13 protein-coding genes are annotated in these 14,182 nt (G+C 64.6%); 8 read left to right on the plus strand and 5 right to left on the minus strand.

Annotated elements, in window-relative coordinates:
* Positions 1-257 precede the first annotated feature (257 nt).
* The 5 genes from CBY09_RS05580 (at position 258) to CBY09_RS05600 (ending at position 7,338) form a co-directional block, all read left to right on the plus strand.
* On the plus strand, positions 258-764 hold the full coding sequence (locus CBY09_RS05580; protein WP_240515591.1) for a phage tail protein: 507 nt from the start codon (positions 258-260) through the stop codon (positions 762-764).
* A gap of 4 nt (positions 765-768) precedes the next feature.
* Complete coding sequence (locus CBY09_RS05585) at positions 769-1,263, plus strand: phage tail protein (protein WP_094287258.1); 495 nt, start codon at positions 769-771, stop codon at positions 1,261-1,263.
* Positions 1,264-1,287: 24 nt separating this feature from the next.
* Positions 1,288-1,806 carry a phage tail protein gene (locus CBY09_RS05590; protein ID WP_094287260.1) on the plus strand — a complete coding sequence of 173 codons (519 nt, stop codon included), beginning with the start codon at positions 1,288-1,290 and terminating at the stop codon, positions 1,804-1,806.
* A 59-nt stretch (positions 1,807-1,865) separates the two neighbouring features.
* Positions 1,866-6,497: a DUF7948 domain-containing protein gene (locus CBY09_RS05595; RefSeq protein WP_240515592.1), complete on the plus strand. Its 4,632-nt coding sequence runs from the start codon at positions 1,866-1,868 to the stop codon at positions 6,495-6,497.
* A gap of 250 nt (positions 6,498-6,747) precedes the next feature.
* The gene (locus tag CBY09_RS05600; RefSeq protein ID WP_094287262.1) at positions 6,748-7,338 is read left to right on the plus strand and encodes an NAD(P)H-dependent oxidoreductase; all 591 of its coding nucleotides are present in this window, start codon (positions 6,748-6,750) and stop codon (positions 7,336-7,338) included.
* Positions 7,339-7,365: 27 nt separating this feature from the next.
* Here the strand turns inward: CBY09_RS05600 and CBY09_RS05605 are convergent, their stop codons facing one another.
* Positions 7,366-8,316, minus strand: coding sequence for an NAD(P)H-dependent flavin oxidoreductase (locus tag CBY09_RS05605; RefSeq protein ID WP_094287264.1), 951 nt, complete (start codon positions 8,314-8,316; stop codon positions 7,366-7,368).
* 69 nt (positions 8,317-8,385) lie between these two features.
* Positions 8,386-9,177: a pseudouridine synthase gene (locus CBY09_RS05610; RefSeq protein WP_094287266.1), complete on the minus strand. Its 792-nt coding sequence runs from the start codon at positions 9,175-9,177 to the stop codon at positions 8,386-8,388.
* Positions 9,178-9,327: 150 nt separating this feature from the next.
* Here CBY09_RS05610 and CBY09_RS05615 point away from each other — a divergent pair, with 150 nt between their 5' ends.
* Positions 9,328-9,921, plus strand: a complete 594-nt coding sequence (locus CBY09_RS05615; protein WP_094288041.1) for a DUF6151 family protein — start codon at positions 9,328-9,330, stop codon at positions 9,919-9,921.
* A 156-nt stretch (positions 9,922-10,077) separates the two neighbouring features.
* A complete protein-coding gene (locus tag CBY09_RS05620) occupies positions 10,078-10,413 on the plus strand; it encodes an ankyrin repeat domain-containing protein (RefSeq protein WP_094287268.1) in 336 nt (111 codons plus the stop codon).
* Between the two features lie 43 nt (positions 10,414-10,456).
* On the opposite strand, the gene CBY09_RS05625 is transcribed toward CBY09_RS05620, so the two are convergent.
* Both CBY09_RS05625 and CBY09_RS05630 read right to left on the minus strand, forming a co-directional pair.
* Entirely contained in the window at positions 10,457-11,284 is an 828-nt protein-coding gene (locus CBY09_RS05625; RefSeq protein ID WP_240515593.1) for an alpha/beta fold hydrolase, read from the minus strand.
* Positions 11,285-11,352: 68 nt separating this feature from the next.
* On the minus strand, positions 11,353-11,817 hold the full coding sequence (locus tag CBY09_RS05630; protein WP_094287272.1) for a tellurite resistance TerB family protein: 465 nt from the start codon (positions 11,815-11,817) through the stop codon (positions 11,353-11,355).
* A gap of 141 nt (positions 11,818-11,958) precedes the next feature.
* Here CBY09_RS05630 and CBY09_RS05635 point away from each other — a divergent pair, with 141 nt between their 5' ends.
* On the plus strand, positions 11,959-12,876 hold the full coding sequence (locus CBY09_RS05635; RefSeq protein WP_094287274.1) for a DHH family phosphoesterase: 918 nt from the start codon (positions 11,959-11,961) through the stop codon (positions 12,874-12,876).
* 87 nt (positions 12,877-12,963) lie between these two features.
* On the opposite strand, the gene CBY09_RS05640 is transcribed toward CBY09_RS05635, so the two are convergent.
* Positions 12,964-14,181 carry a DUF1501 domain-containing protein gene (locus tag CBY09_RS05640; protein WP_094287276.1) on the minus strand — a complete coding sequence of 406 codons (1,218 nt, stop codon included), beginning with the start codon at positions 14,179-14,181 and terminating at the stop codon, positions 12,964-12,966.
* Between the last annotated feature and the right edge of the window lies 1 nt (position 14,182).

Below are 14,182 nucleotides of genomic sequence, written 5' to 3' on the forward strand. Positions count from 1 at the left end.
GAGAAGAGTGCGTCTTTGTGGATTCATATTGAAGAGGCTGACAGCGTCGCGTCGGTTCAGAGCACTGACACGCTGCAGCGATCTTGCCTCAGTTTTTGTTGCGGCGCCACATTTGTCTTGCTCCTGTGCGCGGACCATCCTATATTCGGCGCCGCGCGTTGCGCTTAGATGATCGACGCGCCGGTTCGTTTTGGCGGGCCTATCTCTGACAGTTATCCCCCCTCAATGTCATCGGCCCTTCGGGCCTGCTGCGCTTCATGGCACAACCTTACGTTGGCGAAATACGCATGTTCGCCGGAAATTTTGCTCCTGCTGGCTGGGCTCTGTGTGAAGGGCAGTTGCTGCCAATCTCTGAGAACGATACGTTGTTTCAGTTGATCGGCACCACGTACGGCGGTGACGGGCAAGCCACCTTCGCCGTGCCTGATCTGCGCGGGCGTATTCCGATTCACCAGGGCAACGGCTACATCCTCGCGGAGACGGGCGGTGCGGAAGAAGTCACACTGACCGTGAACCAGATTCCCAACCACAACCATGTGCTGAGAGCATCGACCGGCACGGGTTACGTGGCTTCTCCTGTGGGGGCGTTGCCCGCCCGACACCGCGACTACAAGGCGTTCGTGAATGCAGTCCCCGCAGCGCAGAACATGCATTTGGGAACGCTGCCGCCGGTTGGTGGCAGCCAACCGCATGAGAACAGGCCGCCCTTCCTGTGCGTGAACTTCATCATCTCGCTTTTCGGTATTTTCCCGTCTCCCACCTGACGCTATGGCAGAACCTTTTCTCTCCGAGATTCGCATTGTCTCGTTTGTATTTGCGCCCAAAGGCTGGGCCCTTTGCAATGGCCAGCTTCTGCCTATCAACCAGAATCAGGGGCTGTTTTCATTGCTGGGCACGACCTTCGGCGGTGATGGTCGCGTGAACTTCGCGCTGCCCGATTTCCGGGGGCGTATGCCGATTCATGTCGGCCAGAGTCATACGCTCGGTGAGCGTGGTGGTGAGGAGGCTCACACCCTGTCAATCAATGAAATGCCGATGCATACCCATGTGCCCCTAGCGACCTCCGCCACGGGGCGTGCTACGGGGCCAGCTGGCAATGTCTTCGCCGCATCCCGTGGCAGCTATGCGGCATCGGCCACAACGTCCGTCCGCGCAGACGCCATTACGTCTGTGGGAGGCTCTCAGGCGCACCTGAACCTGCCCCCATTCCTGACCTTGAACTTTGTGATCGCGCTGCAAGGCATCTTCCCTTCGGCAACCTGATCGATCTACGAGAGAACACTTTCTATGGCCGACCCCTTTGTTGCTGAAATCCGTATCGTGCCTTTCAATTTCGCTCCCAAAGGGTGGGCATGGTGCGATGGGCAACTCCTGCCCTTGTCGCAGAACACGGCTTTGTTTTCGTTGCTGGGTACCACTTATGGTGGCAACGGCAAAAGCAACTTTGCCTTGCCTGACCTGCAAGGGCGCGCTCCCATGATGCCGGGGCAAGGCCCGGGCCTGTCGCTTTATGACCTCGGCCAAACGGGCGGCGCGGAAAGCGTGAGTTTGCTGGAATCAGAGATACCTTCTCATACCCACATGCTGCGCGGCGGTGATGCGTCAGGGCCGACTGTGGCAGACCCCACAGGCGCCAGCCTGGGGGCATCGCCTGCGCGTGCTTATGCCAGCGTGTCTCCAAGCGAGCCGATGGCGAGTGAGGCTGTGAGCGTGTCGGGCAACAGTCAGCCGCATAACAACATGCCGCCCTACCTGACTGCGTATTTCATCATCGCGCTGCAGGGGGTTTTCCCTCCCCGGACCTGACCTGCATAGGCCGCGCTCTCAGCTTTGCTCCCCAACCGGTTTTCTCTATCTGCCCTGTAGTGACCTCCATCATGCGTTGTTCCGTTCTGGCCCTGGCGCTCATCGTCAGCGCCATGCCTACCTGGTCGCAGACCAAACCTGTTGTGCAGCGCGAGTTCGCAGGGCGCGAAAATCGTTTTGTGGCCATGCCAGCCAGCGATGCGGCGCGGTTTCGTGCGGTGGCTGGGGGACGGCAGATCGCCTTTGATTCCACAGGCGTTGTATTGCAGTCCCGGCGTGCGCAGGCTGCGGCATCCCAGGCAAAGTCCTTGGGCATGAAGGTCGCAAATGATGGTGCCTTGCGTTATACCTTCGAGGGTACGGCGGGAGCCACTCCCCAAGGCACGCAAGCATCGCCCACGGTCTACCACTGGCTGGTGGGAGAGCGGGCGCAGTGGCAGACGGGCCTCAAGAGCTATGGCTCGGTGGTGTACCGCAGCGTATGGCCTGGCGTAGATGCCGTTTTTGCGGGGGATGCCGGAGGCTTCAAGTATCAGTTCGAGCTGACACCTGGTGCCGATCCGTTGCGTGTGATTTGGCGCGTGGATGGAGCAGACGGGGTTCGCCTCCAGCCCGACGGGTCCTTGCTATGGCGCGTGGGCGATGACCTTCTGGTGGATGCCGCACCAGTGGTGTTTCAGCCCGACGGAGGCCGCCGCATCCCTGTCGCTGCGAAGTACAGGGTGGAACAGGTCGGCGAGCGAAGCTGGCGCATCGGGTTTGGATTGGCGGCCCACGACGCGGCCAAGCCTTTGGTGATCGACCCTGCCTGGACGGGGTACTCTGGGCTGGTGGGGGGGAATGCCGATGATCAGGTGTTCTCTGTCGCCCGTGATGATGATGGCAATACCTTTGCTTGTGGCGCCACGCAATCCATGAATCTGCCGACCACGGGCGGCACCGGCGTGCGGGGGGGCGATGACGCCTTCCTCGTCAAATTCAGCCCTAAGGGCGTGGCGGAGTTCGTAACCTACCTCGGCGGGAGCGCCAACGATGCCTGCCATGGACTGGCCGTTGATGCTGGAGGCAGCATCTATCTCGCTGGCGCCACGCATTCCACGAATTTCCCCACAGCGGGAACGGATGCCAGCAATCGCCTGCGCCGCACCAAGGTACAGGACGACCGCGATGCGTTTGTGATGAGGCTCAATAGCAATGGCTCGACGCTTTCGTACTCAGGCTTCATCGGCGGTGCTGAAGACGACCAGGCCAACGCGATTGCGGTGGACGCGCTGGGCCGCGCCTACGTCACGGGCTTTTCCGTCTGTACCACCACGGCGGCGGCAGGCTGCACCACGGCTGCCCCTGCGTTCCCGGCCATTGGAGGCCCCAGCCTGAGTCACGGTGGCGACCAGGTTGGCTCGGGCGGTATGGACGCATTCGTTGCGCGGGTAGCGGCAGATGGCAGCGGACTGGAGTACGCGGGTTTTATTGGCGGCAATGGCGGTGATGAAATGGGTAACGCTCTGGCGCTGTTGTCCGATGGCCGACTGGCCGTGGCAGGCGCCACGGACTCCACCGCAGGTCTGCCCAACCTGACAGGATCGCGTACCACCTTCGCGGTGCGTTCGGTCGATGCGGTGGATGCGTTTGTAGCGTTTGTCGCACCTAACGGAGCTAGTGCGCAGACGATGATCCTGACGGGCTCGCTGCCGCAAAACGGCGAAGTTGGCATGGACCGTGCGCTTGCGATCGTGGCTGCGGCTGATGGTGGGCTGTTGGTGGGCGGCGAGACCAACGCGCCTAATTTTCCGGCCAATGACAGCAATACCCGGTTCATTGCAGGGGGTGCACAGAACAACCCGAGCGGCAACATGGACGGTTTTGTGGTCCGACTCCATCCCTCGGCCCCATTTGCGACGTACCTGGGCGGGTCGGGCTACGACCATGTCTCGGCGTTGGCGGACGATGGATCGGCGCTCTACGCCACCGGGGTTACCAGTGTGGGCACGGGGTTTCCAGTGGTGGCGCAGAGTGGCATTGCTACCGTGCGCCCCGGTCAGCAAGATGGCTTCCTCAGCAAGATTGAATACTCCTCACCTTCGACGCTGGTGTATTCGGGTTTTCTGGGGACGAGTGGGGCAGATGCCATGCATGCGCTCGCCGCCACGATGGTCGATGCCGACGCAATCCTCTCAGTTGGCGGCGTCACCACATCTGGCGCAGCGGGTTTGACGAACCCCACCACAGGGGCTGCGGCTAGCGTGGCTGCAGCCAATGGGCTGGTGCTGCGCATCGACCCCTTCGGCCCGCCGCATCGGATGGACGTGATGGCAGGCTCCCCCCAGTCCACCCCTATCGGACAGGCTTTTGCCACGCCCCTGCAGGTGCAGGTGTTTGACGTTGATTCGCGGACGCTGCCGAACGTGGTGGTGAGTTTCAGTGCACCGGGCTCTGGCGCCTCGGCCGTACTGGATTCTGGCGGTACCGTTACTACCAACTCCAGCGGGATCGCCACCCTGAACGCTACGGCAAACATGTTGGCTGGCACGTACAACATTACCGCCACGGTCGGTGCCGTGCAGGCTACCTTGGCGCTGACAAACGCCAAGGGTGCGCAGGCTGCGCTCTCGGTGTCAGCCAGCCCTGCCGGGCTGGTTTACAACGGCACCTCCACATTGTCCGTGTCGGGTGGAACCGGCACCGGGGCCGTGACCTATGCCGTGACTGCCGGGGCTTCCAACTGTGCGATTACTGGTTCTACGGTGACAGGCACTGGCGTTGGCAGCTGCACCGTGACAGCCACAAAATCATCTGACGACAACTACCTGCAGGCTACTGCAACGGTCGATTTCACCGTGAACAAGGCCCACCAGGCGCCGCTGACTGTGTCGGCTTCGCCGACCACCATCGCGCTGCACGGTACGTCCACGCTGGGCGCCGCAGGTGGATCTGGTTCGGGCGCGGTCAGCTTTGCGGTGACGGCGGGCGCGAACATTTGCTCCGTCTCTGGCAGCGTGCTCACGGGGACGGACGTGGGCTCGTGTACCGTGACTGCCACCCGCGCCTCCGATGCGCTCTACAACGAAGTCTCTGGACAGGTGGTGGTGGTGGTCACGCGGGCCTTGCAACCTGGCTGGACAGCCAGCGCTACGCCATCCGCCACCATTTCCGTCAACGGGACGACCACGGTGGTGACCTCAGGTGGTGCGGGCACTGGCGCAGTCAGTCTGGCTGTTACGGCGGGTGCTGTCTCGTGCTCGCTGGCGGGCAACGTGGTCACAGGGGTGAAGCCGGGCACTTGCACCGTGACCGCCACCAACGCGGGCGATGCGCAGTATGAGCCCGTCTCCACCACCGTGGATATCCAGGTGGATCAGGCCGCTCAGGCACCTTTGGTCGCCACGGCCAGCCCCTCGTCGATTCCTTACCTGGGTACTTCTTCGCTGAGTGTCAGTGGCGGATCGGGCACCGGAGCGGTGAGCTTTGCAGTGACGGCGGGTGCTGGGCTGTGCCAGGTGTCTGGCAATGTCCTGACCGGTATTGGCGTCGGCAGCTGCACCGTCACAGCCACCAAGGCAGCTGATACCAACTACGGCTCCGCGACTGCCACCGTTGCCGTCATGGTGAACCGGGCGGTACAGCCCGCCCTGGTGGTGGTGGCCACGCCCTCGTCGGTTGCGCTCAACGGTACGGCCACCCTTTCCACCAGTGGAGGTGCGGGCACTGGCGCGGTAACCTATGTGGTTGCATCTGGCGCGGGAGTCTGCTCCGTGGCGGGAACGACGTTGACCGGAACGGCGGTGGGCGTGTGTGAAATCACGGCCACCAAAGCGGCAGACCCAACCTATGAGGCAGCTACTAGCACCGCGTCTGTTTCTGTGGGCAAGGCTCTGCAGACCATCAGCTTCGCACCGTTGTCAGGCAAGGTGTTGGGAAATCCAGACTTCACGTTATCAGCGACGGCCAGCTCTGGGCTGCCGGTGAGCTTTCGTACAGACACACCGCTGGTGTGTGCTGTGAATGGCACCGTGGTTCGCTTGGTGGGTATGGGGACCTGCCGGGTGATCGCGGCGCAGGCAGGTGATGCCAACTACAACGCCGCGACTGAAGTGGTTCAGGCTTTCGTGGTGGCTCCTCCGGTGACAGCTGGCGCGGGTGTTACGGGAGCGACTCCAGCAGGCCCTGCGGCAGCCGATATTTCAACGCCTGCCTGGGTGTTTGCTGAGGCTGGTACGGGGAAATACCAAAACGCTGGTTTCATGCCGTTGACTGGTCATCCCAAGTCACCTGCGGTACCTCCTCCTGCCGGGATGTCTTTCCCCATGGGCTTGTTTGATCTGGTGGCCGTGAGCGGCGTGCCGGGCTCGTCCTTCACCGTCAAACTGACTTACCCCACGCCACTGCCTCCCGGCACGCAGTACTGGAAGTTCGGCCCTACGCTCTCTAACGCTACACCCCACTGGTATGCCTACCCGGGAGCGGTCATCTCGGGCAACACTATCACGCTGACGGTAGTGGACGGACAGCAGGGCGATGACGACTTGCAGGCCAATGCCATCATCCTCGACCCCGGAGGCCCCGCATTGCTGGCTGTGACTGCGGGTGGGGCAACTGCCATTCCTTCCCTCTCGGAATGGGGACGCATCGTGCTGGTGTTGCTCATGGCATCTCTCTCCTGGTGGGTGTTGCGCCAACGATTTCCCCGCTGATCGCGCGCAGGGCATTGGGGGCAGTGGTCGCCCCCGGCGGTTTCGCTCCATCAGGGTCGGACCAAATGGATCTTTGGTGATTGCTGGTAGAGCGCTGGCTGCTACCAAACATGGCGATGTATACGATCCGTATGCCGTTGTGGGGCATTGGGCTTCGTGCTACGGAGCATCGGTCTAGCCGAACGGTGAAACGTGGCGTAGAGTCACAAGGCGTTAGGTCTTGGGGGGCGTTGGCCCCCAAGGAGGTGGGGTGGACCCAGAACGTATTGTGCTTATCCAGGGCCACCCCGACGCCCTGGCGCCGCACCTGTGCCATGCGCTGGCCCAGGCCTATGCCGACGGCGCCACTGCTGCAGGGCACGAGGTGCGCCAGATCGATGTCGCCACCATCGACTTTGCGCTGCTGCGCAGCCAGCACGAGTGGGAGTTGGGTTTGCTGCCCGCCTCGCTGAAACCGGCGCAGGCCGACATCGGCTGGGCGCAGCACATCGTGTTGTTCTTCCCGCTGTGGCTGGGCGACATGCCCGCCTTGCTCAAGGGCTTTCTGGAGCAGGTGGCGCGGCCCGGGTTCGCTTTCAGCACCGAAGGCGGCAACACGTTTGGCCGCAAGGGCCTCACGGGCCGCAGCGCGCGTGTGGTGGTCACCATGGGCATGCCGGCGCTGGTGTACCGCTGGTACTTTCGCGCGCACAGCGTGAAGTCGCTGGAGCGCAATATCCTGGGTTTTGTGGGCATCGCCCCGGTGCATGAAACCCTGGTCGGCCATGTGGAGCAACTGGGCGATGCAGGCGTGGCGAAGTGGAAGGCGCGCATGCGTGTGCTGGGAGCCAAGGCGGCGTAGGGCCCCGCCACCGCACTGCAACGGCCGTCAACCAAACGACCGCGCTGCGGCCAGGGCGCCCATGCGCTGGCTGATCGCAAAGAACTCTGCCACCGTCTCTTCAATGATCTGCTGCGCCGTCTTGATGGAGTCGATGAGCCCGGCCGTCTGCCCTGCGAGTGCAGGGGCTGCCTCCATGTCGCCATCAAAGTACACGCGCTGGATGCCCGCAAAGCTGTCGGCGGGCATCAGGCCCGCCTCATGGATGGCCTGCGTGCGCTGTGACTTGAGCGCACGGATGCAGGGGCTGGCCTTGGTGTTGAGCATCCAGGTGCCGGTCACGCCCGCATCGACGATGGCGTTCTTGTAGTTGGCGTGCACGGGGCTTTCGGCGCAGCTCACAAACCGTGTGCCCATCTGCACGGCCTCGGCCCCCAGCGCAAAAGCCGCCGCCATGCCGCGCCCGTCGCAGATGCCCCCGGCGGCCACCAGCGGCACATCCACCCGCGCGCGGATGGCCTGCAGCAGCACCAGGGTGGAGACCTCTTCGGGGTTCTTGAAGCCGCCGCCTTCACCACCTTCGACCACCAGGCCATCAATGCCGGCGTCCACACATTTGAGCGCTGCGTCCACCGTGGGCACGGCGTGGTAGACGGTGATGCCTGCGTCCTTGAGCGGCGCAATGAACTTGGCAGGGCTGCCCGCCGAGGTGGTCACAAATTTCACACCCGACGCGCACACAAAGCGCAGCATGGCATCGTCCTTCAAAAAGCGGATGGGCAGGTTCACGCCAAAGGGCAGGCCCAGCGCGCTCATCTTGGTGATCTCGGCCTGGCAGTTGGCCGTCTCGCCGGAGGACGTCTCGATGATGCCCAGCCCGCCTGCTCGCGACACCGCCGCAGCCAGCTGCGTGCGCGCAATCCAGCCCATGGGCGCCTGGATGATGGGGTAGCGCGCGCCGGTGTGGGCGAGGACGCGGTTGGTGGCGGGTGTGGTCATGGGCGGTGTCTCCTGATTTTTGGGAGCGCCCATTATTTCGACGCGTGTGCCGACGCCGTGTCGCCCGCGTTACGGGGCCGGGGCGGGTGTCTCTTGCCAGGGCAGCTGCACAAACAGGCGCTGCCAGTCGGCGCAGGGCGGCGCCGTGGACTCGTCGGTGGGGCGGTGCCCGCTGCCCCAGTCCGCAGGCCCCGGCCAGCGCAGCCCGCTGTCAAACTTCATCGCCGCCCCCGTCACCGGATGCGGCACCGTGAGCTGCCACGCGTGCAGCCACAGCCGCTGCTGGCCCAGCCGCTCGGCCCACCAGCGGTTGAGCGGGCCCTTGCCATGTGTGGCGTCGCCGATGATGGGGTGCGCCAGGTGCTTGAGGTGGCGGCGGATCTGGTGGCGCCGCCCTGTGGTTGGGATGGCCTCGACCAGCGAGGCGCGGGTGGTGGCAAAACGCGCGTCGCTGGCCTCGGGCAGCGTGAGCTGCGCCAGCCGCCGAAAGCGTGTGTGGGCGTCCTGCACAGCCGCATCGGCCGGGGCGTCATCGGGCTTGAGCGCGTGGTCCACCTCGATGGCCCCGGGCGCCCATCCGCGCACCATCGCCAGGTAGCGCTTGTGCGTGGCGCCATGCTCAAACGCCTGCGACAGTGCACGCGCCGCATCGCTGTGCAGCGCCATCACCAGCACGCCGCAGGTGCCCTTGTCGAGCCGGTGCACCGGGAACACATGCTGGTCCAGCTGGTCGCGCAGGGTCTGCATCACAAACCGCGTTTCACCCGCGTCCAGCCCCGTGCGGTGCACTAGCCAGCCCGCAGGCTTGTACACGGCCACCAGGTGCTCGTCGCGCCAGAGGATGTGCAGGGGAGGGGGCATGGAAGAAAGCGGGGAAGGGTGGCAGGAAAAAGGCAGGCAGCACGCACGGGCGGCGATGCCGTGCGCGCCGTTTTACTACATGGCGCCCGCACACTGCTGACAGATTCTGGCAGCAGGGGCGATAAGCTGGTGGTTCCAATGGAGGGAGCCATGAACCATCGTTTTCAATGCCAGTGTGGCCAGCTTGTTGGCGAGGTGGCCCACACACGGTCTGCCATCCATGCCATCTGCTACTGCCGCGACTGCCAGGCCTATGCCCACCACCTGGGCCAGGCCGACGCGGCGCTGGACGCCCTGGCCGGTACCGAGGTGGTGGGCACACATGCCCGCAACGTGTCTTTCAGCAGTGGCATCGATCAGCTGGCCTGCCTGTCATTGTCCGAAGGCGGCTTGCTGCGCTGGTACGCGCGCTGTTGCAACACCCCCTTGGCCAATACGGGGCGCGACTGGCGCATGCCCTATGTGGGTCTGGTCCATCTGTGCCTGCGGGCGGGTGGTGCACCGCTTGTGCCTGCGTTTGTGCCAGTGCAGATGCACCTGGAGACCGCCAGCGCCCAGGGCACGCCGCCTCGCACAGGTTGGAGCCAGCTGAGGGCGTTGCTGGGCTTCATGCCCCGCATTGCGGCGGCGCGATTCACTGGCAGCTTTCGCCGCACACCTTTCTTCACAGCCACTGGTGTGCCCGTGGTGGCTGTGCGCGTGCTGACCGCCGCCGAGCGCGAAAGGGCCATGGCTGCGGTGTAGGCGCTAGGCCGGTTGCATGGGGCCTCTGCGCCACCGGCCGAGCGGCCGGGCATGCCAGAATGCCCACGGTTTGCTTGGGAGCCATGGGCCCGGATGCTGGTGCGTCGGGTTGTGCTGCGTTCCCTGCCGAACCCCAAAACACCAAAAGGAGACCCCATGTCGGCAGGAGACTGGAAAGACATGTACGCCGCCGCCGTGGCGGGAGACCTGGCGCTGGTGCGCCACCACATCAGTGCGGGCGTCAACCCCAACTACCAGCACCCCGAGATTCTGTGCACGCCCCTGGTGGCCAGCCTGATCCATGGGCACAGCGAGATCGCGCACTACCTGCTGGCCCACGGCGCCGACCCCGGGCTGCGCTCCGACTTTGACGACATGACCCCGCTGGAGGCCGCACGCAGGTACCGGCGCACCGAGTTCATCGCCTTGCTGCAGGCACGGGGTGCCAAGGAAGAGCGCAAGCCGTTCTGGTGGCGCTGGCTGCCGGTGTAGGCGATGCGGCGGGGTGATGGATCACCCCGTTGCCCACAGATTCTCAGAGGCCGGCGAGGCAGCGCTGGAGGGCTGTATTGAACTGCTCCGGGGCTTCCAGCGAAGGCAAATGCGCCACGCCCGGCAGCATGGTGCCTTGCGCGGCAGGGATGCGCTGAGCGAGCAGCCTGCATCGGTCTTGCAAATGCGGCAGGTCGAGATCGCCCCACAGCACGGCCGTGGGGGCCTGGATGGACTCCAGCCGCGCCCATGCCGATGGCTCTTCGACGGCCACTCCCGGGTGCGGCGCCCGCAGTGCGGTCCCGTTCATCGACAGAAAAAGGGAGCGTGCCTCGCCTCCGACCCGGCCCGGCGGGCTCAGGGGGCCGTCCAGCCACAGCTGGGCCTGCAGTTCGTTTTTTGCATCCAGGTCGCCACGCGATGCGGTTGCATGGATGGTGTCCATGAGCTCTTTCACCGTGGCGACGGGCTCTGGCGTCGGTGCGCCGCCGACACCGGGCGACACCAGCACCAAGCCACCCACGCGCGCAGGTTGAGCCATGGCTGCATCGATGGCAATACGACCGCCCGTGGAGCAGCCGACGAGAACTGCCTGCTCATATCCAAGAGCATCCATTACCGACCACAGGTCGGCCACGTGGGAATGCGGCGTGGGTGCGAGAGTGCGCGATTCGCCAAACCCTCGGCGGTCATAGCTGATGGCAGGGCGGAACGAGGCCAGCCAGCTGCAGGAGGCCTGCCACATGCGTCGGTCCGCGACGTTGGCGTGCAGGAAAAGGACCGGTACACCCGCAGCGCCGGGGTGAGCGTCCTGCTCCACAGCCAGCAACGCACCGCTGACTTTCACCTGCATCGTTTTCCTAGTTGTCATGCGGGGGAAGATACCGACCGCCGACTCGGGGTGTCAATGCGAGGTGTCAGGCGGCTCGCCGCACAGGGTCACAGCAGCGCGGTTTCCTTCGCCCGCATCTTGGCGGCTATGTACTCCCCATGCGTCACATGCAGTAGCCCGGCCACCTTGCTGATGGTGTGCATCTCGTTCTCGTCCAGGCGCGCATCGGCATAGGCCACCTGCCACATGGCTTCGACCAGCTGAATCTTCTGGTCCTGCGTGAAGTGCTCGTTCAGGCTGCTGGTGAAGCGCTGGTAGTCGTAGGCGGTTTGGGATGTGGTCACGGCCAGCTCCAGCAGGCGGGCCAGTTCGTCGTCGCTCAGCGCAAACTTGCTGCGCAGGGCGGCCACTACGGTGGTGCGCTCGGCGTCGTCCATGGAGGCATCAAATCGCACCACCTCCACCAGCAGCACGGCGGTGGCCAGCTGCACGGTGTGTGCGCGCTCGGCGGGTGACTGTGACGGCGTGGGCTGCGTGAAGCTGTCGAACAGGTCTTTGAGGGTTTGGAACATCGGGGACCTTTGGGGAGGGCTTTCGCCGTGTGGCGCAAGGGGGTGGAGGTGTGGTCGCGCCGGTTGGTTCCCGCCGTGCGCGCAGGCGGTTGCGCACTTTGCGCTCGCGGCTGACTACTGCCCCGGTGACAATTGGGGGTCATGACGAAGAAAACCATACTCCCCCTGCAACTGCTGGTTGCCCCCGACAAGAACGACCCCGCACCGCTGATCCTGTACCACGGGCGAAACTGCCCCGATGGTTTTGGCGCCGCGCTGGCGGCCTGGCTGTACTACGGCGACAGCGCCGAGTACCGGGGGCTGGACCATGGCGATGTGCTCTCGGTGGACGACCTGCCGCCCGTGGCGGGCCGCACTGTCTACATCCTCGACTTCTCGTTTTCGGCCGAGATCCTGCAGGCCATTGACGAGCGCGCCGCCAAGCTTGTGATGCTGGACCACCACAAGAGCGCGGCCGAAAAGCTCACTGGCTTTGCCTGCCGCTGCGGGGTGGTGCACTTTGACATGAGCAAGTCGGGTGCGCGCCTGGCCTGGGAGTTCTTCCACCCGCATACCCCCATACCGCCGCTGCTGCAGTATGTGGAAGACCGCGACATCTGGAAATGGGAGTTTGAAGAGAGCGCACGTTTCCTGTCGGCGCTCGACATGGAGTCGCAGGATTTTGCGCGCTGGAGCGAGATTGCCACCTTCAGCCCCGAGCAGCTTGCGCAGTTCATGGTGCGCGGCGCGGCCATGGACGAGAAGTACAAGAAGCTCTGCGCCGACATCGCCGAGGGCGCGCAGCCCCTGGTGTTCAACGGCATTGCAGGCCTGATGGTGAATGCGCCCGGCATGTTCCACAGCCTGGTGGGCGACATGCTTTCGGCCAAGACTGGCACCTTTGCGCTGATGTGGAGCGCTGGCGAAAAAGGTGTGAAGGTGGGGCTGCGTGCGCAGCGCAACTTTGACTGCATCGCGCTGGCCGAAAGCATGGGCGGCGGCGGGCATGCGCAGGCCTGCGGTTTCAAGATGAAGGTGGAGCGCCTGCCCGAGCTGCTCTCTGGCACCTTCAATGCCTGAAGCAGGCGCCGGTTTTGAATAAAAATCGGCCTTTGCGCGCTATGGATAAGCGCTGATAGCTATTAAATATATAGCATTCGGCGCAAGCTACACCAGCCGCAAGTCCGCCCCCTTCGTCCCTGGAAACACCCGCGCCACGGCCGCCGCGTTCAACCCGTACAACCTGGCGAACAACTCGCCCAGCACGGCGCGGTAGTCGTTGAGCACGGGGTAGTCGCGGTTCTGGAACAAGGTGGTGGCCGTCAGCGCCTGCTGTTCGCCCACTATGCGGCCGCCGCCCACACCGCCGCCCAGCACCCAGAACACGGTGCCGTGGCCGTGGTCGGTGCCCCGGTTGCCGTTCTCGCGGAAGGTGCGGCCAAACTCGCTGACCACCACGACCACGGTGTGCTTCCACGCCGGGCCCATCTCGTCGGCAAAGCCTGCCAGGCCCCGGCCCAGCTCTTCAAACCGGTTGGCCAGCGCGCCGGTGGCCGCGCCTTGGCCCACATGGGTGTCCCAGCCGCCCACGTCCACAAAACCGATCTGGTAGCGCGTCTGCATCAGCTTTGCCATGCGCCGGGCCGTGCCTTCAAAGCCCTTGGTGCTCAGTGCGTTGCGGCTGGCGGCCTCCATCTCGCCCTGCATGGTGCGGGCGACTTCTTCGCGCGTGGCAAAACCTTCGGCCACGGGTGTGGCCAGTGGCGTGCCCCGGTACATGGATTCGATGAGCTGCGCCTGCCGCGCATCCACGCCACTGCGGCCCGCCGCCGCGCTCAGCAGCGTGTTGGGCACATCCACTGCGCCGCGCAGCACAAGGGGCAGGGTGCTGGTGAAGGCCATGGGCTGCAGCGCGGCCGTGGCCGGGGTGTTGCCGGTGCGTGGGTTCAGCTCGGACACCAGCCGGTTCAAAAAACCTGAGCGGTAGTCGCGCCGCCCGCCCACGGGCTGGCCCAGCTCCATGCTGTCTTGCGTGTCGAAGTGGCTGCGCGAGAGGTCGTCGGTGCCCGCAAAGGGCACAAAGGCCAGCTGGCGCTGCTGGTACAGCGGCAGCATCGAATCTGCCAGCACGGGGTGCAGGCCCCAGTCGGGCGTGAGCGGCAGCGCGCCGCCGTCCTGCCCCGGGCGGGCAATGGCGATGTTGGGCCGTGTCTCGTAGTAGTAGCTGCTGGCCGTGGGCACCAGCAGGCTGGTGCAGTCATAACCACCGCGCAAGAACACGAGCAGAAAACGCACGTCCTGCGCGCCGGGGGCGGCCATCGCGCTGGCGCTGTGCACGCCGAGGGCGCTGGTGCCCAGCGCTTGAAGAAGGTGTCTGCGTCGCATG

The sequence above is a fragment of the Acidovorax kalamii genome (assembly GCF_002245625.1).
Lineage (GTDB): Bacteria > Pseudomonadota > Gammaproteobacteria > Burkholderiales > Burkholderiaceae_C > Acidovorax > Acidovorax kalamii.

Excerpts from the sequence above, each read along its gene's own strand:
- CBY09_RS05625 (WP_240515593.1), bottom strand. The coding sequence starts at position 11,284 with ATGACAACTAGGAAAACGATGCAGGTGAAAGTCAGCGGTGCGTTGCTG.
- CBY09_RS05615 (WP_094288041.1), top strand. The coding sequence starts at position 9,328 with ATGAACCATCGTTTTCAATGCCAGTGTGGCCAGCTTGTTGGCGAGGTG.
- CBY09_RS05620 (WP_094287268.1), top strand. The coding sequence starts at position 10,078 with ATGTCGGCAGGAGACTGGAAAGACATGTACGCCGCCGCCGTGGCGGGA.
- CBY09_RS05640 (WP_094287276.1), bottom strand. The coding sequence starts at position 14,181 with ATGCGACGCAGACACCTTCTTCAAGCGCTGGGCACCAGCGCCCTCGGC.
- CBY09_RS05635 (WP_094287274.1), top strand. The coding sequence starts at position 11,959 with ATGACGAAGAAAACCATACTCCCCCTGCAACTGCTGGTTGCCCCCGAC.
- CBY09_RS05585 (WP_094287258.1), top strand. The coding sequence starts at position 769 with ATGGCAGAACCTTTTCTCTCCGAGATTCGCATTGTCTCGTTTGTATTT.
- CBY09_RS05630 (WP_094287272.1), bottom strand. The coding sequence starts at position 11,817 with ATGTTCCAAACCCTCAAAGACCTGTTCGACAGCTTCACGCAGCCCACG.
- CBY09_RS05580 (WP_240515591.1), top strand. The coding sequence starts at position 258 with ATGGCACAACCTTACGTTGGCGAAATACGCATGTTCGCCGGAAATTTT.
- CBY09_RS05610 (WP_094287266.1), bottom strand. The coding sequence starts at position 9,177 with ATGCCCCCTCCCCTGCACATCCTCTGGCGCGACGAGCACCTGGTGGCC.
- CBY09_RS05590 (WP_094287260.1), top strand. The coding sequence starts at position 1,288 with ATGGCCGACCCCTTTGTTGCTGAAATCCGTATCGTGCCTTTCAATTTC.
- CBY09_RS05605 (WP_094287264.1), bottom strand. The coding sequence starts at position 8,316 with ATGACCACACCCGCCACCAACCGCGTCCTCGCCCACACCGGCGCGCGC.